The sequence below is a fragment of the Oscillospiraceae bacterium genome (assembly GCA_022483045.1).
Lineage (GTDB): Bacteria > Bacillota > Clostridia > Oscillospirales > Acutalibacteraceae > Caproicibacterium.
In genome coordinates, this window is sequence record JAKVOA010000001.1 from 141,575 (window position 1) to 163,139 (window position 21,565).

The 21,565-nt window shown below is 50.8% G+C and carries 27 protein-coding genes; 24 read left to right on the plus strand and 3 right to left on the minus strand.

Going from position 1 to position 21,565, the window contains the following annotated elements; genetic code table 11:
- Positions 1-213: 213 nt before the first annotated feature.
- Genes LKE53_00755 through LKE53_00810 form a run of 12 tightly spaced genes read left to right on the plus strand, consistent with a single transcriptional unit; the run spans position 214 to position 8,631 of the window.
- Positions 214-585 carry a DUF2294 domain-containing protein gene (locus tag LKE53_00755; protein MCH3971295.1) on the plus strand — a complete coding sequence of 124 codons (372 nt, stop codon included), beginning with the start codon at positions 214-216 and terminating at the stop codon, positions 583-585.
- The gene (locus tag LKE53_00760) at positions 582-1,154 is read left to right on the plus strand and encodes a UbiX family flavin prenyltransferase (GenBank protein ID MCH3971296.1); all 573 of its coding nucleotides are present in this window, start codon (positions 582-584) and stop codon (positions 1,152-1,154) included. Before LKE53_00755 ends, LKE53_00760 begins: the two co-directional genes overlap by 4 nt.
- The gene (locus LKE53_00765; protein MCH3971297.1) at positions 1,141-2,481 is read left to right on the plus strand and encodes a UbiD family decarboxylase; all 1,341 of its coding nucleotides are present in this window, start codon (positions 1,141-1,143) and stop codon (positions 2,479-2,481) included. Before LKE53_00760 ends, LKE53_00765 begins: the two co-directional genes overlap by 14 nt.
- A gap of 41 nt (positions 2,482-2,522) precedes the next feature.
- The gene (locus LKE53_00770) at positions 2,523-2,828 is read left to right on the plus strand and encodes a BMC domain-containing protein (GenBank protein ID MCH3971298.1); all 306 of its coding nucleotides are present in this window, start codon (positions 2,523-2,525) and stop codon (positions 2,826-2,828) included.
- The gene (locus LKE53_00775; GenBank protein ID MCH3971299.1) at positions 2,828-3,907 is read left to right on the plus strand and encodes a hypothetical protein; all 1,080 of its coding nucleotides are present in this window, start codon (positions 2,828-2,830) and stop codon (positions 3,905-3,907) included. Before LKE53_00770 ends, LKE53_00775 begins: the two co-directional genes overlap by 1 nt.
- A 33-nt stretch (positions 3,908-3,940) precedes the next feature.
- The gene (locus tag LKE53_00780; protein ID MCH3971300.1) at positions 3,941-4,243 is read left to right on the plus strand and encodes a BMC domain-containing protein; all 303 of its coding nucleotides are present in this window, start codon (positions 3,941-3,943) and stop codon (positions 4,241-4,243) included.
- A 32-nt stretch (positions 4,244-4,275) separates the two neighbouring features.
- On the plus strand, positions 4,276-4,569 hold the full coding sequence (locus tag LKE53_00785) for a BMC domain-containing protein (protein ID MCH3971301.1): 294 nt from the start codon (positions 4,276-4,278) through the stop codon (positions 4,567-4,569).
- 6 nt (positions 4,570-4,575) lie between these two features.
- Complete coding sequence (locus LKE53_00790) at positions 4,576-5,205, plus strand: hypothetical protein (protein MCH3971302.1); 630 nt, start codon at positions 4,576-4,578, stop codon at positions 5,203-5,205.
- Positions 5,202-5,486 (plus strand): EutN/CcmL family microcompartment protein, encoded by a 285-nt coding sequence (locus tag LKE53_00795; GenBank protein MCH3971303.1) that lies wholly within the window; start codon positions 5,202-5,204, stop codon positions 5,484-5,486. The genes LKE53_00790 and LKE53_00795 overlap by 4 nt, the downstream gene beginning before the upstream one ends.
- A 2-nt stretch (positions 5,487-5,488) precedes the next feature.
- Complete coding sequence (locus LKE53_00800; GenBank protein MCH3971304.1) at positions 5,489-7,318, plus strand: amidohydrolase family protein; 1,830 nt, start codon at positions 5,489-5,491, stop codon at positions 7,316-7,318.
- A gap of 2 nt (positions 7,319-7,320) precedes the next feature.
- The gene (locus LKE53_00805) at positions 7,321-7,998 is read left to right on the plus strand and encodes a cyclase family protein (GenBank protein MCH3971305.1); all 678 of its coding nucleotides are present in this window, start codon (positions 7,321-7,323) and stop codon (positions 7,996-7,998) included.
- Positions 7,999-8,025: 27 nt separating this feature from the next.
- Complete coding sequence (locus LKE53_00810) at positions 8,026-8,631, plus strand: urea carboxylase-associated family protein (protein ID MCH3971306.1); 606 nt, start codon at positions 8,026-8,028, stop codon at positions 8,629-8,631.
- A gap of 81 nt (positions 8,632-8,712) precedes the next feature.
- Here LKE53_00810 and LKE53_00815 read toward each other — a convergent pair whose 3' ends face one another.
- Positions 8,713-9,900 carry a M20/M25/M40 family metallo-hydrolase gene (locus LKE53_00815; protein ID MCH3971307.1) on the minus strand — a complete coding sequence of 396 codons (1,188 nt, stop codon included), beginning with the start codon at positions 9,898-9,900 and terminating at the stop codon, positions 8,713-8,715.
- Between the two features lie 142 nt (positions 9,901-10,042).
- Positions 10,043-11,095: an IS30 family transposase gene (locus LKE53_00820; protein ID MCH3971308.1), complete on the minus strand. Its 1,053-nt coding sequence runs from the start codon at positions 11,093-11,095 to the stop codon at positions 10,043-10,045.
- 320 nt (positions 11,096-11,415) lie between these two features.
- Between LKE53_00820 and rihC the strand changes: the two genes are divergently transcribed.
- The 5 genes from rihC to LKE53_00845 all read left to right on the plus strand — a co-directional run bounded on the left by rihC (position 11,416) and on the right by LKE53_00845 (position 14,884).
- Positions 11,416-12,336 (plus strand): ribonucleoside hydrolase RihC, encoded by a 921-nt coding sequence (rihC, locus tag LKE53_00825; GenBank protein MCH3971309.1) that lies wholly within the window; start codon positions 11,416-11,418, stop codon positions 12,334-12,336.
- Positions 12,337-12,485: 149 nt separating this feature from the next.
- Entirely contained in the window at positions 12,486-12,728 is a 243-nt protein-coding gene (locus LKE53_00830; GenBank protein ID MCH3971310.1) for a hypothetical protein, read from the plus strand.
- On the plus strand, positions 12,695-12,952 hold the full coding sequence (locus LKE53_00835) for a cell wall metabolism sensor histidine kinase WalK (protein MCH3971311.1): 258 nt from the start codon (positions 12,695-12,697) through the stop codon (positions 12,950-12,952). Before LKE53_00830 ends, LKE53_00835 begins: the two co-directional genes overlap by 34 nt.
- Complete coding sequence (locus tag LKE53_00840) at positions 12,949-13,242, plus strand: sensor histidine kinase (protein ID MCH3971312.1); 294 nt, start codon at positions 12,949-12,951, stop codon at positions 13,240-13,242. The genes LKE53_00835 and LKE53_00840 overlap by 4 nt, the downstream gene beginning before the upstream one ends.
- A gap of 175 nt (positions 13,243-13,417) precedes the next feature.
- Positions 13,418-14,884, plus strand: coding sequence for a sodium:alanine symporter family protein (locus LKE53_00845; protein MCH3971313.1), 1,467 nt, complete (start codon positions 13,418-13,420; stop codon positions 14,882-14,884).
- A 193-nt stretch (positions 14,885-15,077) separates the two neighbouring features.
- On the opposite strand, the gene LKE53_00850 is transcribed toward LKE53_00845, so the two are convergent.
- Positions 15,078-16,169 carry a PTS sugar transporter subunit IIC gene (locus tag LKE53_00850; protein ID MCH3971314.1) on the minus strand — a complete coding sequence of 364 codons (1,092 nt, stop codon included), beginning with the start codon at positions 16,167-16,169 and terminating at the stop codon, positions 15,078-15,080.
- A gap of 496 nt (positions 16,170-16,665) precedes the next feature.
- On the opposite strand from LKE53_00850, the gene LKE53_00855 reads away from it, so the two are divergent.
- The 7 genes from LKE53_00855 to LKE53_00885 all read left to right on the plus strand — a co-directional run bounded on the left by LKE53_00855 (position 16,666) and on the right by LKE53_00885 (position 21,553).
- On the plus strand, positions 16,666-17,565 hold the full coding sequence (locus LKE53_00855) for a DUF2520 domain-containing protein (GenBank protein MCH3971315.1): 900 nt from the start codon (positions 16,666-16,668) through the stop codon (positions 17,563-17,565).
- The gene (panB, locus tag LKE53_00860; protein ID MCH3971316.1) at positions 17,555-18,409 is read left to right on the plus strand and encodes a 3-methyl-2-oxobutanoate hydroxymethyltransferase; all 855 of its coding nucleotides are present in this window, start codon (positions 17,555-17,557) and stop codon (positions 18,407-18,409) included. Before LKE53_00855 ends, panB begins: the two co-directional genes overlap by 11 nt.
- Before the next feature lie 3 nt (positions 18,410-18,412).
- Positions 18,413-19,285: a pantoate--beta-alanine ligase gene (gene panC, locus LKE53_00865; GenBank protein ID MCH3971317.1), complete on the plus strand. Its 873-nt coding sequence runs from the start codon at positions 18,413-18,415 to the stop codon at positions 19,283-19,285.
- A 1-nt stretch (position 19,286) separates the two neighbouring features.
- Positions 19,287-19,652, plus strand: a complete 366-nt coding sequence (locus tag LKE53_00870) for an aspartate 1-decarboxylase (GenBank protein MCH3971318.1) — start codon at positions 19,287-19,289, stop codon at positions 19,650-19,652.
- A gap of 204 nt (positions 19,653-19,856) precedes the next feature.
- On the plus strand, positions 19,857-20,051 hold the full coding sequence (thiS, locus tag LKE53_00875) for a sulfur carrier protein ThiS (GenBank protein ID MCH3971319.1): 195 nt from the start codon (positions 19,857-19,859) through the stop codon (positions 20,049-20,051).
- A 2-nt stretch (positions 20,052-20,053) separates the two neighbouring features.
- Complete coding sequence (gene thiF / locus LKE53_00880) at positions 20,054-20,689, plus strand: sulfur carrier protein ThiS adenylyltransferase ThiF (protein ID MCH3971320.1); 636 nt, start codon at positions 20,054-20,056, stop codon at positions 20,687-20,689.
- 87 nt (positions 20,690-20,776) lie between these two features.
- Entirely contained in the window at positions 20,777-21,553 is a 777-nt protein-coding gene (locus LKE53_00885; GenBank protein ID MCH3971321.1) for a thiazole synthase, read from the plus strand.
- The last annotated feature ends 12 nt before the right edge of the window (positions 21,554-21,565 follow it).

Below are 21,565 nucleotides of genomic sequence, written 5' to 3' on the forward strand. Positions count from 1 at the left end.
ATATCCTAATTTATAAAGTTAACTGTAAGTCTTGTTTTCTCAGCGTTTACGTTGGCAAAAAAGTCGTTATGGGGTACTTAGTCGCATTCTCCGCAAGGATGCGGCTGGTTCCCATAGCGACTTTTGTTTTTACCTGCAATTCGGGACAATGGTGTCTGCTCAATTTTGAGATACCATTGTCCCTTTTTGACTTTTGGAAAGGAAGTGACTGTATTGACAGGTATATACACTACACAGGAATTCAAACGAAAACTTTTTAAAATTTACAATAGCGTCAATCAAGAAATTTACGGATTTGGCGTTAACGAGCTTCGCATTGCTTTTGTGGATGACATGATTATTTTTAGAACACGGCATAACCGTGTACGTGCACTGCAGGTCTTGGAGAATGATTATAAGGACTTAAAACAGTCCGTTGACTATGCGCTGTTTTTGGAATTTAAAAAACGGTTGCGCAGGCAGCTGCAGGAGCAGACCGATATGCATGTGGGTTCCCTGCTGCGAGATTATGACGCAAAAAGGGAAACCGCGATCACTGTGGTCTGTCTAGAAGAAAAACCGCAGGAAGAGGGAAAAGGGAAATGAGAATTGCGGTAGGAATTACCGGCGCCAGTGGCTCCATTTACGGATATGCGCTTGTGCGTGCGTTGGCACAGCACGGGGTGCAGGTTGCCGTGGTGCTGTCTGATATGGGTGCCAAAGTGATGCAGTATGAGTGCGGAATTGGTCCGGAAGCACTTGCTCCGTATGCACATCTTTACCGAGATGATGATTTGTTTGCGGATGTGGCCAGTGGATCGGCTCCGCTGAGCGGAATGGTAATTGCACCGTGTTCTATGAATACCCTGAGCTGCGTGGCGGGCGGAAGCGCACAGACACTTTTGACACGAATGGCTTCTGTCACGCTCAAGGAACAGCGCAAATTGGTGGTGTTGGTCAGAGAGGCCCCATTGAATGTGATTCAGCTGGAAAACATGACACGGCTTGCAAGGGCCGGAGCCTGTATTTTTCCCGCTTCCCCCGGCTTTTACGCGCGGCCAACCGAAATTTGGCAGCTGGTGCAGCAGATCGTTTTGCGCATTATCGGTCAATTTGGCATTGAAACAGAAAATCCGCAGCAGTGGAAAGGAGGAGAATTCATTGGCCATACCTGATTTCAGAACACTGCTTGCGCAGCAGGAATCTTCTGGCAAACTGCTGCATATCCGCAAAGAGGTTTCACAGCAGTATGAAACAGCTGCGCTTATGAAAAAAACACAGGGCAGGCGGCCAATGCTTTTTGAAAAAATAAAGGGCAGCCCGTGTCCTATGGCGTGCGGAATGGGTGGAACGCGGGAACTGCTTGCTACGAGCATAGGTTGCAATGTAGAGAAACTCAACGCAAGGCTTGCGCAGGCCATTTTGCACCCCGTACCGGTTACACAAGTAAAGCAGGCGGCTGTGCAGGAAAATACCGTCAGTGCACCTTTTTCGATCGGACAGTATATGCCGGTACTTACTTACAACGAAAAGGACTGTGCTCCCTTTCTGGTTTCGGGTATGTTGGCAGTACACAATTTGGCAGGGGACAGGCTGTATACTTCCATTCGCCGAATGCAGTACCTTGGTCAAAACAAGGCAACCATTTTGATTACCTCACATGAGATGAAAGAGCAGTTTCAGATTTGTGAAGCGCAGCACCGAAAGTTGGATGTTGCTGTCATGTTTGGTGTCGTTCCTGCGGTTGTTCTTGCCTCTCAGCTGAGTACGCACCTGTATGACTGCAATAAACTGGATGTCGCGGGCGCTTTGCTTGGGCAGCCGCTTGCGGTTGTCCGGTGCAAAACCGTTGATGTGGATGTCTTAGCAGACTCAGAAATGGTGCTGGAAGGGCGTGTGGTCGGCTGGAAAAAAGCGACAGAAGGCCCATTCGGAGAGATGGGGGGCTATTACGGTGGCGTTTCGCAGCAGCCGATTGTAGAGTTCTCAGCTCTGACTTACCGGGACAACCCGGTCATGCAGGGTATTTTTCCCTCCGGTTTCGAGGAAAAGCTGCCCATGGCCATTTGCCGCGAAGTGAGCTTATTCAGTACAATCCGCCAAACGGTCCCCGGGGTGCGAAAAGTATACATCACGCCGCCAACGCTTGGCCGCCTGCATGCGGTTGTGCAGATACACAAAATCCTACCCTCTGATGGAAAGCAGGCTGCTCTTGCGGCTTTTGCTTCTGACAAAGATTTAAAGCAGGTAATCGTTGTAGATGAAGATATCGATATTTGTGACGCGGAGCGTGTTGAGTGGGCTGTGGCCACACGGCTGCAGGCAGACAGAGATGTGTTTATCATCCCCGGCTGTGGTGGTTCACCACTCGAACCTTCACACTGTATTACTGGTACAACTGCCAAAATGGGAATGGATGCAACTTGCCCACTTGGGGATGAGCGCTTTTGTACAACGCATATTCCGGGTGAAGAGTCTATCCAGCTGAAAGATTACCTTTAGGTATAAAGCACGGTTCGTAAAAAAGAAGGAGGTGTTGCCAAATGGCAGCATTAGGAATTGTAGAAACAAGAGGAATGTCTGCTGCAGTAGAGGCTACCGATGCTATGTGCAAAGATGCCCGTGTCAGTGTTCGCCAAGTGGTGGTTCCGGGCGGCGGGCATATGGCCATTTTGGTGCAGGGGGATGTTGCCGCTGTTACTTCTGCGGTCAGCGCCGGATTGGCTGCTGCACAGAAAGTGGGCGGGGACATTATTTGTACGAATGTTATACCCAACCCGCATATTGAACTGCAGCAGTACCTTGACGCAGAGTTCCCCGGAAACACAGAGGAAGACGGTGAAGTCTGATGGATCAGTTTGTTGAAAAAATGGTTGATCAAATCTTGCAGCCGACTGCAGACAAGGCGACGGGTCCCAAAAATCAGATGCCTTTTCCTGCGCTTGCACGGCCCAATTACCAGCGGGAAAGCAGCCGAAAGCGGCTGCAGGTTTTTGATTTGAAATTGCCTCAGCTGCAGGCAAAGAAACCTGCAACAGCTTTTGAGCGCAGTACGAATCTGTGCCAGGCAGCACTTTCATCTGCTGCAGGCACAGAAAGACCGTTCCCGCTGGGCGTGCAGGGCGCTGACGGCTTAACGAAAACAGCGGAGGGGCCGTTTCCGCTGGGTTTGCAGGGCGCTGACGGCTTAACGAAAACAGCGGAGGGGCCGTTTCCGCTGGGTTTGCAGGGCGCTGACGGCTTAACAAAAACAGCCGAGGGGCCGTTTCCGCTGGGCGTGCAGGGCGCTGACGGCTTAACAAAAACAGCCGAGGGGCCGTTTCCGCTGGGCATACAAGACAGTAATCAAATACCGCAAGCGCCTTGTACCTGCCATGTACAGGCAAACGTGCAGCAAAATGAAACACGGGTGGCGGTTCTTGAGCACCCGGAAAAGCGCACGCTGCGCCTGTTGGGCCTTTACTGCCCTCAAAACAGCTCTGTTGGCATTGCAGCGTCCGATGTCTGTACGCTTCGGCAGCTTTTCGCGGCTGATGCCGCTTCTGCACAAGTCACGGGATTAAAGATTGAGATTGACTGGCAAGCGGATAAAAGCAAACCATTCCTTTTTCAGTTTTATGGAAACACAGAACAGGTAAAGAAAGCAGCGGCGACTTTCTCACGGGTGCTTTCGAGCAATATGCCGCTTTTTGCAGAGGCACCCACGGAAATGCTTCGCCGCAGGCTGTGTTTGGGCTCGGGCTGCGTCGGAGCGCTGGAAAACTGCAGCTTGCCGATGCTGCTGCCGGAAATGAATGATTACTGGCACTCGCACCCCGAGTCGACACTCGAAATTTTTCCGGGTAGGCAGTGGGTGCTGCTTGGCGGTGAAAAGCAGGAGCTGCAGCAGGCTTTGCAGCTTATGCAGCATCGGAAGAATAGCAGATAATAATGTCAGAAATAGGAGGCAGGCAAAGTGAATATGGGAAAACAGCATGCGCTGGGGCTAGTAGAGACGTTTGGCTTTGGCACGGCAATCAGTGCAGCGGATGCTGCCTTAAAAGCAGCGGCCGTTTCCATTCGGCGGATTGAGGAAACAATCGGTTCAGGCGGGTCGCTTGGCACAACCGTTTATCTGGTCGGCGAGGTGGCTGCCGTAAAGGCCGCTGTCGAGGCGGCCGAGATTGCGGCAAACCGTGTTGGGCGTACCGTTTCAACGGACATCATCCCGAATCTTGATGACAAGGTTTTAAGCGGTATGTATCACGGCTCTTTGGAATTTTAAAAACATCATACAAATTATTGGAGGTTACTGAAATGAATGAAGCTTTGGGTTTGGTTGAAACAAAAGGATTGGTCGGTGCCATTGAAGCGGCAGATGCTATGGTAAAAGCCGCAAATGTTACCATTACCGGCTATGAAAAAATCGGTTTCGGTTTAGTTACGGTTATGATTCGCGGGGATGTCGGTGCTGTAAAAGCGGCTACAGATGCAGGCGCTACAGCGGCGCGCCGTGTTGGAGAAGTCATTTCCGTACATGTTATTCCCCGCCCACATACAGAAGTGGAGCGTTGCATTCTGAAGCCGGTTGCCGATTCCGTTGGGGAGTAATCAGCGATGCGCCTGCTGATTATTTGGTGCGAAAAGGCACTTGGGCGCCAAGTCGCACAAAACGCACTGCGTACCCTTGTAAGCAAATGGAGCGGCGGGATAGGCTTGTGTACAGAAGAAGCATCTAATGAAATAGTACCTGGCGGGGCGGACAACAGGGAAGAAGCCCCGGAAGACCTTGTTATCAGGTATGACTGCTTTCTTGTGCCGCTGCTGCCCACAGAAATGTTGGGGCATTTGCTTGCGGCAAAAACACAGTCACCGGCCGAGGTCCTTCTGCGCGCGGCGCTTTGTTCGAAAAAACCGGTTCTCCTTTTGCCGGCTGCGCTAGGTCCGGAAAATGAGACGAATACGCGGGGAACATCTCCGCTTTTGAAAAAGGTTTTGCAGCAAAGGAAACAGGCGGCGCTTTTGGGCTTTCAAACGATGGACATGCAGAACATATTAAATCTGCAGCAGAAGCGGGCGGCCCCTTTTCAGCTTCAGAATAGGATTGTGACAGAAAAAGATATCCTTGAAGCTTTCAAGTCAGGCAGCCGCGTGGCTGCGCTGCCTGACAGTGCAGTTGTTACACCGCTTGCAGCGGATACTGCACGGGAAAAGAAAATAGAACTTGTGAAGGAGGGAGCGCCGTGAATCTGGGTATCATAATTGGCCAGGTTGTGGCAACCCGGAAAGACGAAAAACTGACAGGAAGCAAGCTAATGATTACACAGCCCGTTGATGCGTATTTGCACCCCGCCGGCGAAAAAATAGTAGCGGTTGATACAGTGGGTGCCGGCGTTGGCGAAACAGTTCTCTATGTACAGGGATATGCTGCAACGCGCGCTTTTTCGGACAGGGATATGCCGGTGGATGCGGCCATTATCGGCATTGTAGATAAAATTGACTGCTATGAAGCGAGAAAGGACGGCTGAAAATGGATATGTCAGAAGAAAAAAAGGCCATTCGCCGCCGCAGGATGATAGACACACTGCTTGGCGGCGGCAGCGCAGATCTCGTCTTTCATGGCGGTAATGTGATTGATGTTTTGACACGAGAAATCTACCCCGCAGATGTCGCGGTAAAGGATGAATTTATTCTGTATGTCGGTGACTGCAGTTTTTTAACTGGACAAAAGACAACGGTGGTGGATGTGGAGGGGAAATTTCTAAGCCCGGGTTTTATAGATGCACACATGCATTTTGAAAGTTCTATGCTGACGCCAACGGAGTTTTCCCGTCTTTCATTGCCAACAGGCACAACAACGGTTTTTGCGGACCCGCATGAAATTGGCAATGTACTCGGGGTAGATGGTATAGTGGAAATGATAAAAGAAGCGCGCACGCTGCCAAACCGCGTGCTATTTACAGTTCCAGCGCTGGTACCGGACTTACCGGGCCTTGAAACCCCGGGCCGAGAGATAAACAGTCAAAACATTGAAGGCTTGCTCGATGACTCGCTGGTGTGCGGCCTAGGTGAAATGCAGGGTTTCAGCAACGTAAAGCCTGTCTATGCGTATGCGTCTTCGCTGCTTGACGATATGCTGATTTCTGTGTTGGAATCGAAGAAACGGGGCAAGTCTGTCGAGGGCAATGCGCCCGGACTGAGTGACGCGGAACTTGCTGCGCACAACATCCTTTGCGGCGGCCACGCCTCCTGCCATGAAACGGTTACAAAAGAAGAGTGCGCCGAAAAACTGCGCTGCGGCTACACAGTTTTTATGCGCGAAGGCTCTACGCAGAAAAACATGAAAGAATGCATCCGTGTTATTACGGAAGATGGCATGGATTCTAGACATCTGGCTTTTGCAACTGACGATATGGTGGCAGAAGATCTGCTGACAGCGGGCCATATAGATGAAATCCTGCGCCGGGCGGTTGCCTGTGGCGTAGACCCTGTAGAAGCAATTCAGATGGCAACCATCAATCCTGCGGAACACTATGGAAAAAAAGAAATCGGTGCGCTGTCACCCGGCCGTGCAGCTGATATCTGTGTCATTAGCGACCTTGCCGCTATGCGTGTGGATGAGGTTTACGTTGCTGGAAAAACGGCGGCAAAAGACGGCAAACTGCTGCTGGATTTGCCAAGGTGGAAATATCCCGATACGGTAAAGAACACTATGAAATGTCCACGGGTCTCTGTACAGCAGTTACAAGTACCTTCCGGCCACAGCAGTGAACGTGTGCGCGTCATTAAAGTCATTCCGGAGCAAAATTTGACAGATGCCCTAGAGGCAGAGCTCCCTGTGCAGGACGGCTTTCTGGTTCCCTCAACGCAGCAGGATGTTTTGCCGTTGCTTTCTATAGAGCGCCACGGGCGCAGCAGCGGAAGAATCGCCCACGGATTTGTACAGGGAATGGGACTAAAAGCTGGGGCCATCGCTCAAAGCATTGCACACGATACGCACAATCTGCTGGTGTGCGGCGCGAATTATATAGATATGAAAATGGCGGCCGACCGTGTTATTGCCATGGGTGGCGGCATTGCCCTGGTGAAAAACGGGCGTGTTGCCGGTGACCTTTCGCTGCCGATCGGCGGGCTGATGACGGATGCTTTGACTGGTGCCGAGGTAGCTGAAAAAATTCGTCTGCTCAACGAAATAGCAAAGACAGAGCTTGGGTGCACACTGCCTTCGCCGTTTATGCATCTGTCCTTTTTGTCACTCGCTACAAGCCCTAAATGGAAACTGACCGACAAAGGCATTGTCGATGTAGCTTCCGGTAAAATCCTGCCGGTTCTGCTTTCCGGGGAAAGGGAGAAAATGTAAACATGGGTTATCAAATCATTGACCTTACACAAGAAATCTTTGAGGGCATGTCGGTCTTTCCCATGCATCAGAAAACCTTTATCTTTAAAAACATGACGCATGAAGAAAGCATCAAAAGATATGGATTTCCGTTCAGTACAAATAACTTGCTGATTAACGAGCACGGCCCAACACATACAGATGCCCTGTACGAGTTTGACCCGAACGGCGCTACCATTGAAAAAACCAATCTTGCGCTTTGTTTTGGTAGCGCGCTGTGTCTGGATGTTTCCTCTGTTTCGCCGGATGAATATATTACAGAGCAGGTACTATCCAAGGCGCTGCAGCGCTCTTCGCTGAAAATCAACAGGGGCGATATTGTGCTGCTGTATACTGGGCACTACAACCGAAGTTACGGTAAGGCAGAGTGGCAGACGCGCTATGCCGGTCTGGATATTTCCGGTGCGGAGTTTTTGGGGCGGCAGGGTGTCGTCAACATTGGAATTGACGCACCCGCTATCGATAACCCAAAAGATCAGAAATATTCCGGCCACCTTATCTGCCGCAAGTACAGAATGCTCAATACAGAAAATCTTTGTAATTTAGATAAAGTGGCGCAGAAACGATTTTTGTATATTGGCTTGCCACTTAAAATCCGTGGCGGCACAGGCAGCCCAGTTCGTGCGGTGGCAATTTGTTAATCATGATAAATGAGGGGGCTCAACAAAATGCAGAAGCTTAAAGAAAAAGTGTTTATTCCAGCTTACTCCGGCGGTGCAGTAAAGGTGATGGCTGGGCAAGAACTTTATTTAATTGATGTAGAGGGTCAGCAGGTCAGCGACTTCGTTTGTTTTAACCTCGATGACCTGAGCGAACACGTTTCGCCGGTGCATATGCGCTCGTCTCTGTCAAGTATTCGGTTGAAAGTCGGCGACTTCCTGTACAGCAATTATCGGGAGCATATGATGCAGCTGGTAGCAGACACAGTTGGTGTTCACGACTTTTTCTTTCCGGCGTGTGACTACTACAGGTATAAAGTAGACTTTGGTGTCGAAAATCATCCGAACTGTCACGATAACTTGATGAACGCACTCAAGCAGTACCATTTTGTGCCTGAGCTGCTTCCTGATCCAATCAACTGGTTTATGAACAACCATATGGATGGAACTGGCGACTATATTATCGAACCACCGCTTTCCAAACCGGGTGATTATGTCAAACTAAAGGCACTGAAAAATTGCCTGGTTGCCGCTACGTCCTGCTCGCAGGACTTTGTGCCCGTAAACGGTATGCACGTTTCACCTATAGAGCTGCAGGTTGTCGAGCAAGCATAACCTGCTGTGAAACAATGGCATATAAAAAACGTTCCCCATTCGTTAGCAGAGGGGAACGTTTTTTTATCGTCGATGCACGCTTTACAGGAAGCTGACGCAGGTATCGGTCCATTTGCGGTAAACATGAAATGCGCGGACAATATCAGTCCAGTCAGCTGTTTCATTTGTGCAGTGGCATTGAGCGGGATTGCCCGGGCCGAGTATGAGAAATGGCAGCTTTGGCTTATAGGGACATACCAGGGAAGCGTCCGTGTAAAAAAGCACGCCGCTGCGTGCCGAACTGCTGCCCTCTTGGCGGCAGAGCACGGCGGCTGCGGAAACGCCGGGGTGGGAAGAATCTGTTTCCAGCGCTTCGCGGCAGTTAAAATAGCGCAGATGAATCTGCAGTCCTTGCTGCTTTTCCTCTGCCTGCCTGGCCGACTGTTCAAAGATTGCTTTTAGGGAAGTGCTGCTGATGGTTGGCAGAAAGCGTGTGTCAACAGAAAAATCGGCAAAGTCGGGTATCATATTTATCTTTATACCAGAAGAAACGGCGGTCATGCAGCATGTGTTGCTCCCCAGCAGGGGATGCACAGGTACACAGGCACAAATCCGTTTTTGTGCTTCCTTTAAAAAGTCTGTACCGAGTTCCAGCGCATTGATTCCGTTTTGCGGCATGCTTGCGTGGCTGCTTTTGCCGTGTACGCTGGCTTTTGTCCACATACAGCCCTTTTCGCAGACACCCGGCGTACAGGCGGTCGGCTCACAGATAAACAGAAAAGACAGACCGTCAAAAGCACCAGCATCACGAAGCGCAGACACACCTAAGCCGCCGGATTCTTCATCAGCAGTAAAATAAAAACGCAAAGTCACCGGTGGCTTTTGTCTATTTGTAGCATAAGAAAGATACAGCAAAAGCATGGCGGTCAGCCCGCCTTTCATATCTGCCGCGCCGCGGCTTGTGACAGCGGTGCCGTTCACTGTGCCTGAAAATGGGCCGCAGCGCCAGTTGGCGGGGTCACTAACCGGAACCGTATCAAGATGGCCGGCAAACCCGACTGATTTTCCACAGCTTTGCCCCGGCAGTGTCAGTACCATGCTGGCTCGCCCGGCAGTATGGTGCAGAATCTGTACCTGCTTATCAGTGGCCGGCGCGCCGTATTTTTTTAGCAGCGCTAAGATGCAGTGTACCATATTTTCTTCGCTGCCGCCGGGATTTGTGCTGTTCACCTGCAGCAAGGCCCTGAAAATAGCCAGGGCCTTGTCCTGCAACTGTGTATTACTTTCCATTTTGGTTTTCGCCCTTTCCTGCTTCTTTATCTCCTTTTATATTCTTTTAGGGATAGGAAGTCAATAAAGACTGCAGTACTTTTAAAATGTCTCGAAAATTGCAATAACAAATTGAACACTCAGAAAGAATAAAAGTGTGGGGTCATGGCCGAGCACAAATCAAGTCAAGTTGGGCATCGAACAGTTCTTCTGGTGCGAGGTAACCAAGCCGCTTTCTCGGCAGTGCGTTTATCTCATCTGCAAACATTTGGACAGCTTCATTAAAGTAGTTTTGAATGGACACCCCTTTAGGTATGAAACGCCTCAAGACACGATTTGTACGCTCATTTACTGGCCGCTCCCAAGCGGAATAAGGATGTGCGAAATAGACGGTAGTTCCCAATGCCTCAAATGCAGAAAAAGCTGCGAATTCACTGCCATTATCCGTTGTAATACTGCGGAATATCTCGCCGAATCGTTCCCCAAACTGGTCGTGCAACTGCCTCATAGCATCGGCGATTCCGTTCGTTGTTTTCCCATCTACCCGAAAGGCGAGACAGTAGCCGGTCAATCGCTCCACAATGGTAAACACTACTGGCTCACCTTTCTTTTTTCGTCCAAGCACCGTGTCCGATTCCCAGTGGCCAAAGGTGTTTCGCTGATTCACTTCGGCCGGCCGTTCATCCAGACTTTTGCCGTTCAAACGTTTGGAAATGCGGGGGTTCCCACGCTTTCTCCTTGTCAGAGCCTCAGGAAGATCAAAGGGCGTAAGCACTATTTCGCCTTTCCAAAGAAGGTTATAGAGTGTTTTGGTACAGGAGATTTCATCTGCGGGAAACAAGCCTTTGCTCCTTGCATGGCCTACGCAGGCATCGAACGACCATTTATGCACACGCACCTGCTCCGCTGTCCAGCGAAGGAAGGCCGAGTCTCTTGGTATGCTTCTGGTGCGGCGGCAGTGGCTGCGGTTCGCACAGTATACGGCGGCTCCTCTCTTTGCAGTGTATCCGGGCCTGCGACCGTGACCGCAATAAGGAGGCGTTCCGCGCTGCAGCTCATAACCGACGGTTGATGGGCTGCAATTGATCATCCGGGCGACGGCTCTGTTTGAATATCCTAGCTTTTTTAGTTGTTGGATTGCTCCCCGTTCTTCTGCTCCCAGGTGCTGTCCACGCTTGCGTTCTGCCGAGATTATGATAGAATGACTATATTCCATGGCGTTTGGTCCCTTCTGTCAGAGTTTTGTGTGGTAACTTTATTCTAACAGATGAGTCCATTCACCATGGACCTTTTTATGTGTTCAATTCGATTTTACAATTTACCTTTTAAAATGTCTTTTGATTTTAAAGAAAACAGATTCATTTATATAGAAAATAAAGTGTACAGTAAAAAGTCCGCACTTGTAAAAATGTGGAGAGTGAAGTTGCAAAGGATCGCCTTTTTACGTTACAATAAAAAAGCCATCGTTTCTGTCTGTGGCGCGTTTTGACGCAGCGGGAATATGAGAAAAAGATGCTTTGGATGAGGAGTGGAAAAATGAACAGACGACCTGTTATAATTGACACAGACCCCGGAATTGATGATGCCGCTGCCTTGGCGGCTGCGTTGTTTAGTGATGAGCTGGATGTAAAGCTGCTCACAACTGCTGCAGGAAATGCGAGTCTGTCGAATGTAACGCGCAATGCGTTGTGCCTGCTTTCGTTTTTTGGTAAAAATGTGCCTGTGGCGGCCGGTGCCGAAAAACCGCTGGTGCGGGAATTCGTAAGCGCCGAAGATGTGCACGGATCCGGAGGAATGGAAGGATATCATTTTCCCGAACCTTCCGGTGCCCTTTTGCTGAATGAAAAAGCAATAAACGCTATGTATCGTGTCATTATGCAAAGCAAGACCCCCGTCACGTTGGTTTTGATAGCGCCGATGACAAATGCTGCCTTATTATTTCGAGTTTACCCTGAGGTTAAAAGCAGGATCCGCGAAATTGTCATTATGGGCGGTACCGCCGGCCGCGGAAATAAAGGAGTGCTCTCAGAGTTTAATGTGGCCACAGACCCAGAGGCGGCAAAAATTGTTTTCGGCAGCGGGGTGCCCATTGTTATGGCTGGTCTAGACGTGGGATGGAAGGCACTTGTTTTTGAAGAAGACAGTGAAAAATTGAAGCATATGAATCAAACCGGTCAGATGCTTTATTCATTGTTTCGCCACTACCGTGGTGGCAGCATGAAAACGGGTCTGAAAATGTATGACAGCTGTGCAGTTGCCTATCTGCTATGCCCGGGAATGTTCCAGATCCAAAAAACGTTTGTGGATGTAGAGTTGCGTGGAGAATTGACGGCTGGGTGCACGTTGGTCGATTTAAAAGGATATTTGCACAAACCAAATAATGCAGCTGTCTGTCTTGACCTCGACCGCGGCAGGTTTATTCAGTGGTTTATGAAAAGCATTGAAAAATGTATTTGAGCCAAAGCGGCCGCTCCTTTTCCTCCATTTGCGGGAACATGCCTTGAAAGATACTGGAAAAAGGCTGTGAGCGGGCTTATAATGACAGATATACAAAAACAGCTATCAATTCAGCTCAACAGACGGAGAAAAAGGTCACGGTTGCGCTGATGGATCGGGACCTTACGCAGCTGGCTGCTGCACTCAACCGAAACTTAGATTTACAGAAAAAGCTGCGGATTGATGTACGCCGAAATGACCTGCAGCTAAAAGAATCTATTGCAAATCCAAGCCATGATCTGCGTACACCGCTGACTTCCATTCTTGGGTATCTGCAGCTGTTGCAGAGCCCTGCCCGCCCGAAAAACAGAAAGCGTATTTGGCAGTCGTCAGCGAAAAGGCGCATACTTTAAAAACTATGATCAATACGCTGTACGAATTGTCGGCACTGGATATTGGGAAAGTTCCCTTGAAAACAGAGAAACTGGACTTAAACCAGCTGCTTCGTGAGGTTTTGGCCGGCCAGTATGAGCTTTCTGAGAAATTCAGCATGGTTTTCTCTGTCGATTTGCCTGATCGTCCGGTTTGGATTACCGGTGATCGTGTGCCTGTACACGCATTGCGCAGGATTTATTGAGCAATGCGTTTCGTTATGCAAAGAAAAATGAGGGCCTTGCTTTAGATAAAGACGGCAGCTATGCGCGGCTTTCTGTCTTCAACCCTGCCCCGCAGCTGAGAGCAGAGGACCTTGGGCATTTGTTTGAGCGGTTTTATACAGCAGACAAATCCCGCAGCAGCAGCGGCTCAGGACTGGGCCTTTCCGTTGTGAAAAAGCTAACGGAGGAAATGGGCGGCAAGATAACAGACGTGTCACTCAGCCAGCATATCTTGAAAATTAAAATCGGGTTTCCACTCTGCCAGAAATGAGGGAACTATACGAATCATTAGAAGATATAAGCAATTTGCAGATTTTCATTCTATTTTCTTCCAAAACACCTCACAGCGGCCTTTGCAAAGGCATCTTTCACCGATTTATTGAAATAAAGTGCAAAAGGTGGTACAATCATAAAATCACGATACTTTATATTTTGGAGGGAGATCGATGGAAAAGTCCCTGGATGCGTTTCTTTCTGCGGTAGACAAATATGTTTGGGGGATTCCGCTGATTGTACTGATCCTTTTGGTTGGCGCTATTTTTACCATACGGTTAAAAGGAATTCAGCTTCGTCATCTGCCGGAAGCCTTTCACTTCATGCGCTGGAAAGGAGAGGGAAAAGGCGAAATTTCCAGTTTCAGTGCGCTGTGTACAGCCCTTTCCGCTACCGTTGGCACAGGCAATATTGTTGGTGTTGCCACAGCAATTACGGCCGGCGGGCCGGGCGCCCTGTTCTGGATGGTGTTGGCCGCCTGTTTAGGCATGGCGACCAAATACGCCGAAGCAACGCTGGCGGTAAAGTACCGTAGCGTTGATAAAGAAAACCATGTGCTTGGCGGGCCGTTCTACTACATTGAGCGCGGCATGAAAGAAAAGTTTGGCCACAACTTTAAGTGGCTGGCAGTGCTCTTTGCTGTTTTCGGTATGCTGGTTGGTCTGCTGGGAATTGGCACAATGACCCAGATTAACAGCATTACCAGTGGCATACAGAATTTCTTTGACCCGAAAAAAGCCAGTACGGTTTCTATTTTTGGCGGCAGCTATTCTTGGGCGACCGTCCTTGCCGCTGTTGCAATCACGCTGTTGACGGCACTCGTCATTATTGGTGGGCTCAAGCGTATCTCTGCGGTAGCTACAAAAATTGTGCCCACCATGTTCGTTATTTATTTTGTCAGTGCACTGTATGTCATCGCTTTTAATGCACCAAAGCTCGGCGGCGCATTTGGCGCTATTTTCAGCGGCGCTTTTAATGGCACAGCAGCGGTCGGCGGATTTGCCGGTGCAGTTGTCGCGGAGGCAATCCGCAGCGGCATCGCCCGCGGCATTTTTTCCAACGAATCCGGTTTGGGCAGCTCTCCTATTGCGGCGGCTGCCGGCAAAGTGCTGCACCCGGCGCAGCAGGGCTTGGTCTCTATGCTGGGCACATTCTTTGATACCATCATTATCTGCAATGTGACCGGCCTGTGCATCATTTCTTCCGGTGCATACCAGGTAAAGGGACTTCAAGGCTTTTTCGTCACAGATTATGCGTTTCGCAAAGCCTTTTTCTTTGCGCCGCAGGTGGGCTCTTTCCTGCTGATGATTTGCTTGACGCTGTTTGCCTTTACCACAATCCTTGGCTGGAACTACTATGGCACCCGCTGCGTGTCTTACCTGACAGGCAGCAAAAACGCTGTGACAGTTTACAACTGGCTCTACATTGTCGCTTTGGCGGCAGGACCGTTCTTAGCGCTCAATTCTGTATGGACCCTCGCGGATATTGTAAACGGTCTGATGGCTTTTCCAAACCTGATTGCCCTCTTTGCACTTTCGGGAGTGGTGAAAAAAGAAACGGATTCTTTTTTCGATTACCTGCGCAGAAACCCGTATAAGAAGAGTAAGAAAAAGAAGAAAGACGAAGTACAGACCTGCTAGAGCTTTCTATCATAAAAAAGGCCGCCGAAAATCCCCCCTGTTCCTCTATAGGGAGTTTCGGCGGCCTTTTGTGCTTACTGGAATGGTACTGAAATGTTCACGAAATGCTTGATGCGGAATCTTTTCTATACAAAGTCCTTTAGAAAAATCCTCAGCCGCCTTTTAGGTGCAGCCGGGGACTTCTTTTGTTTGCTTATGACAAAGTCATATCCCCATCTTTGACCCAGCCCCTTTTGCGGCAGAAGTGATTGATCAGCGGGCACAGCACAGCGGGCAGTACAAAGCTTATCAGCAGCAGACCGGCCCAGTCCATACCGGTAATGGCGGCCTTGGTGCCAGCGGCAATGTCCTTTACCCAGCCCGTGTAAACACCGATTTGGCCGACCAGGCCGCAGGTGCCCATACCGGAAGAAACCGGGGTGCCGTTCATCTGCAGATGAAACAGGCAGGTGGCGATTGGTCCGGTAATAGCCGAGGTGACAATCGGTGCAATCCAGATGCGCGGATTCTTTACGATATTGCCCATCTGTAGCATAGAGGTCCCGATTCCCTGCGAAATCAAGCCGCCCCAGCGGTTCTCTTTAAAGGACATCACGGCGAAACCAACCATCTGTGCACAGCAGCCCGCCACAGCTGCGCCGCCTGCAAGGCCGGTCAGCGAGAGCGCTGCGCAGATTGCTGCCGAAGAAATCGGCAGGGTCAGCGCAATGCCTACCAATACAGAAACCAAAATGCCCATAAAGAAGGGCTGCAGTTCGGTTGCCCACATGATGAGGTCGCCGACTTTCATGGCGGCAAACCCCAGTGCGGGCGCCCACCAGGCAGAAAGTGCAACACCCAGGCCAATGGTGACCAGCGGCGTTACCAAAATATCAATTTTTGTTTCTTTAGAAACCGCCTTGCCGACCTCGGCGGTAATGATTGCGACAAACAAAACTGCCAGCGGGCCGCCTGCGCCGCCCAGCGCATTTGAGGCAAAGCCTACAGCGATAAGCGAAAACAGCACAAGCGGCGGGCAGTGCAGCGCATAGCCGATTGCTACAGCCATAGCCGGGCCGCTCATAGCGGTTGCAAGGCCACCAACGGTGTACTTTGTGCCGGCAATCGTTGCGACGGCGGTGGTCAAAAAACCAATGTGAAACTGCGTGCCGATTGTGTTGATAATGGTGCCAATTAAAAGGGAACAGAAAAGTCCCTGTGCCATGGCGCCCAGTGCATCAATTCCGTAGCGCTTTGCCGAAATAACAATATCTTTTCGTTTTAAAAATGCCTTTACTTTCTCCAAAAGGAAACACCGCCTGACAGGTTATTTACATGTGTCTTTACACATGTATTAACATCATACACAGGGAAAAGAAGATTGTCAACTTTTGACGGCGAAAAAATAGAGAAATTGTGCAGACGCAGAAGAAAAATTTTTTTATTTTGCACCTTGCAGTGACAGAGTGCCTAAAAAGGGCTTGCTTTTTTCGTATATTTATGTTATAGTGCTTTTTAGCCTATGGATTCTATTTCCTTTCCTGGCGGTATCCTTATGGAGCTGCACAGAGCATGGCGGTATCATCTAATGATGAGCTGTACAAAAAGGAAAAGTCTTTCGCGTAAAAAGTGGGGAGTCCCCGGGCTTTATAATCTGCTTTGATCCTCTGTGACAAAGACTGCATGAAGTATGAATGAATGTCTTTTTCATCTGTAACAGGATGCTTGTGCCCTTTTGCGGCATAAGCGGCAGGTGGAAAAGGCTTTTTTGCGTCTTTGAGCAAATTTACTGGAAACGGGAGATGAAAAAACTGAAAATTGGATTTATCGGCGCGGGCCGAGTCGGCCGGGCATTGGGCCTTTATTTTACCCACCATGGTCTTATCATTGCGGGATACAGCAGCAGAACCCCGGCCTCTGCAAAAGAGGCGGCGGCTTTGACAGGCAGCAAGTGGTTCTACCACATGGAAGAGACCGCTGCTGCAAGCGACGTGCTGTTTTTGACAACACCGGACCATGTGCTGCCCGAAGCAGATAAAGAAGCTGCTGCACTTTTGCAGCAGCACCCTGCATGGCGGACGAAAATCTGGCTGCATGTCAGCGGGGCGCATTCTTCTGCGTGCTTGGCGGCACTTTCCGCGGCGGGGTGCCCGGTGGGCAGTCTGCACCCGCTGCAGAGTTTCGGTGACCCGGCGGTCAGTGCGAAAATGCTGGAAAAGACTTATTTCAGCACAGAGGGTACCCCAAAAGCGCTTGAGGCAGTCGAGCGGATTTTAAAGCAGACCGGCGCAGCCTGCAGCAGAATTGAGACAGACAAAAAGCCGCTTTACCATGCGGGCGCCTGTGTGCTTTCCAATTACCTGGTTATGCTGATTGACACAGGTCTGCAGCTAATGCAGGTGGCCGGCATGGACCGCGAAACGCTGTTTCCTGCGGTCATGCCGCTGATTGATGGGACACTCGAAAATATCCGGGAGCAGGGCACCGTGCAGGCGTTGACTGGGCCGATTGTGCGTGCGGATTATGGCACTGTGGCGGCGCACTGCCGTGCAGTAGACCACAGCCTGCCGCAGCTGGCCGGCTGGTACCGCGCCTTGGCACTGCAAACGGTAAATTTCGCGGAAAATGGTGGAAGACTGGGCTGTGAACAGGCGGAAAATTTTCGCAAACTCTTACAAGGATGTGGCAGCAATGAACAGTAGATTCACTGTAAAATCGTTTCAAAAAGCAAAAGAGCAGCACGAAAGAATCAGCATGCTGACCGCTTACGACTATTCCATGGCAAAAATCGTGGATGCCGGCGGCATAGACGCCATTTTAGTGGGCGATTCCCTGGGTATGGTCATGCAGGGAAACAGCTCCACTCTGCCGGTCACCATGGACCAGATGGTTTATCACTGCCGGTGCGTTTCGCGCGGGGTGCAGCGGGCACTGGTGGTTGGCGATATGCCCTTTCTTTCCTATCAGGTCAGTACAGAAGATGCTGTGCGCAATGCCGGCCGGCTGATTCAGCAGGGCGGCGCCGGCGCGGTCAAGCTGGAGGGCGGCCGCGATATGGTGCCGGTGGTGCACGCCATTGTGCGGGCACAGATTCCGGTTATGGGTCACATTGGTCTTACCCCCCAGTCTGTCAATGTCCTGGGCGGATTTAAAGTACAGGGTAAAGAACTGCAGAAGGCGAAAGACCTGATTGCCGACGCACAGGCACTGGAAGAAGCGGGTGCTTTTGCGATTGTATTAGAGTCTGTACCAGAAGGATTGGCAGAGCTTATCACCGAAAAGGTCAGTATCCCCACCATTGGCATCGGTGCGGGCCGCTGCTGTGACGGGCAGATTTTAGTCGTTCACGATTTACTTGGCATGTTTGATGATTTTGTACCGAAATTTGTAAAGCAGTACGCACATATGAAGCAGGATATGTCCGGCGCGGTGTCCGCGTATGTTTCCGACGTAAAAGAGCAGCGCTTCCCCGAAAAGGCGAATACCTTTGCTATGGACGCCGCCGTCTTGGAAAAGCTGCAGGAAACAGAGGAAAAGGAGATCTAAAAAATGAAACTAGTTACAACCATCGCTCAGCTGCAGCAGGAACTGGCAGCACTCGGCCGCAAAAACAAAACACTTGGATTTGTGCCTACCATGGGGTACCTGCATGCGGGGCATCAGTCCCTGATTCGCAAAGCGAAAGAGCAGAACGACTTAGTCGTAGTCAGCGATTTTGTCAACCCGACTCAGTTTGGCCCCAACGAGGACTTTGACAAATATCCGCGTGACATCAGCCGCGACTGCAAAGCTGCCGAAGAGGCCGGCGCAGACCTTGTCTTTCACCCAGAGGCGAGTGAGATTTATCTGCCGGGCGCTTCTACAGAAGTTGAGGTAAAAGGTGAGATTACCCACAAGCTTTGCGGTGCTTCCCGCCCAATTCACTTTAAAGGGGTTGCTACTGTGGTCAGCACGCTGCTTCATATTGTGCAACCGGACCGCGCCTATTTTGGGCAGAAAGATGCCCAGCAGGTGGTCGTCATCAAAAAAATGGTGCGCGATTTGCACTTTCCGGTAGAAATCGTTCCCTGCCCCATTGTGCGTGAAAAAGATGGTCTGGCGCTGAGTTCCCGCAACCTGTACCTCACGCCGGAGCAGCACCGGCAGGCGCTTTCTTTAAGCCGCGGCCTGCAAAAGGCACGCGCCTATTTTGCGGACGGCGCTGCCGACCACGCCTCCACAGCAAAGCTGCAGGCAGTGATTCGGCAAGAGATTGCCGCCCAGCCGCTGGCAAAGATTGAGTACGTCGAGGTACTGGATGCCGATACACTGGATGAAACTGCGCAGATTCTGCCGGGCAAAAAAGCCCTGGCAGCAGTGGCTGTGCGCTTTGGCACCACACGCCTGATTGACAACACTATTTTAGGGCAGGAGGAAAACTGACATGCAGCTGACAATGCTGAAAGCGAAGATTCACCGTGCAACAGTGACACAGGCCGATATTCATTATGTCGGCAGCATTACCATTGATCAAAGCCTAATGCAGGCGGCGGGCATTCGCCCGTACGAGCAGGTGCAGGTTGCGGATATTGACAACGGCAGTCGTTTGGTTACCTATGCAATTCCCGGCAAAGCCGGCAGCGGCACTATCTGCATTAACGGCGCGGGTGCCAAGCTGGTGAATCGCGGCGATAAGGTCATTATTATGTGCTATTGCCAGGTGAGTGAGCAGGAAGCGGCCGCGTTTGAGCCAACCGTGGTGTTTGTAAACGCCGCGAATGCCGCCTGCGCACGCGAAAACTGTAATTAAAAAGCGCGAGAAAAAGGTGCTGCGGCACCGGTTTGCGTGTAAGCTGTTTTGTCACTTTTCCCGAAAACAGCTTGACACAGCCGGCAGATGTTGTTATACTGTAAACAAATTTGAACCGATAAGGTCACATAAAGGGGTACACCACCACGGGTGTAAACTTTTGTGTGGCCTTTTTTATTTTTATCGGGAAAAGGGGGCCGCACAGTGGCAGTTATCAATGGAGAAAAAGTAGAGACCGGCGAAAAAACAATGGCACAGTATCTTTCCGGGACTTCGTATGCGCTTTCCCGCATCGCGGTAGAACTCAATGGACATATCCTGCAAAAGCAGCGCTACGGTGAAACCGTGCTGAAAGACGGCGACGTGGTAGAAATCGTCAGCTTTGTGGGCGGTGGCTGAAAATGATACCAACACAAAAAGAAATGCAGCAGGCACTGGTCGAGCGCTGCGGTGCCGCGCTGCAGGAAAAATTCAGCAGAGCCTGTGTGGCAGTGTGCGGCTTAGGCGGGCTTGGCTCCAACATTGCCATTGCGCTGGCGCGGGCGGGGGTCGGCCGGCTGCACCTGATTGACTTTGACCGGGTCGATTTGTCAAATCTAAACCGGCAGCAGTACTTTGCAAATCAACTCGGCATGTACAAAACGGATGCCCTGCGCCAGACCCTTGCCATGACAGCCCCTTACTGTGAAGTGGTTACGGATACACTGCATGTCACAGCAGAGAGCATACCGGGTCTTTTTCGGCAGGAGAACTGTATTTGTGAAGCCTTTGATCGGCCAGAGCAAAAGGCAATGCTGGTAAACGGCGTACTGGAGCATTATCCAAAAACCTTTTTGGTTGCGGGCTCCGGTATGGCTGGGCTGGGGTCTGCAAACCGCATACGGACCCGGAAAGTGACAGATTGGTTCTACCTATGTGGGGACGAGGTCAGCAACGCCGGCGAGGGGCCGGGGCTTCTTTCCGCGCGGGTGCTGGTCTGTGCCGCACACGAGGCCAATATGGTGCTGCGGCTGCTTGCCGGAAAACGGCAGGCGTAAAGGCCGGCCGCAAAAATAATTTTGTCAGTTATTTTGTTTTCAATATATTTTCCATACATTAAAATACATTAAAAGAGGTAGAAACCCATGGAGAAAAACGACGACAAACTGGTCCTTGGCGGGCACGCATTTACATCCCGCTTTATTTTAGGCTCCGGCAAATATTCACTGCAGCTCATCAAGGCCGCGGTAGAGGACGCCGGCGCACAGATTGTGACAATGGCGGTGCGCCGCGCAAATACGCGCGAGCACGAAAACATTCTGGACTACATACCAAAGGGTGTCACCCTGCTGCCGAATACTTCCGGCGCGCGCAGCGCAGAGGAAGCCATTCGCATTGCCCACCTTGCGCGCGAGCTGGGCTGCGGCGACTTCATCAAAATTGAAATCATGCGCGACAGCAAGTACCTGCTGCCCGACAACAGCGAGACGATTCGTGCCACTGAAGCGCTGGCCAAAGAAGGATTTATTGTACTGCCGTATATGTACCCCGATTTAAATGCTGCCCGTGACCTTGTCAATGCGGGCGCCGCAGCGGTTATGCCGCTGGCGTCACCGATTGGCTCTAACAAAGGCCTTGCAACCAAAGAATTCCTGCAGATTTTGATTCATGAAATCGAACTGCCTGTGATTGTAGATGCGGGTATCGGCCGCCCTTCACAGGCATGTGAAGCGATGGAGATGGGCGCCGCAGCGATTATGGCAAACACCGCATTGGCTACAGCAGGCGACCTGCCGCTCATGGCAACTGCATTCCGCAAAGCGGTTGAGGCCGGGCGTGAAGCATATCTTTCCGGTTTAGGCCGCGTGTTGGTGCGCGGCGCGGCTGCTTCTGACCCGCTGACCGGCTTCCTGCGCAGCTAAGGGGGCGGTAAG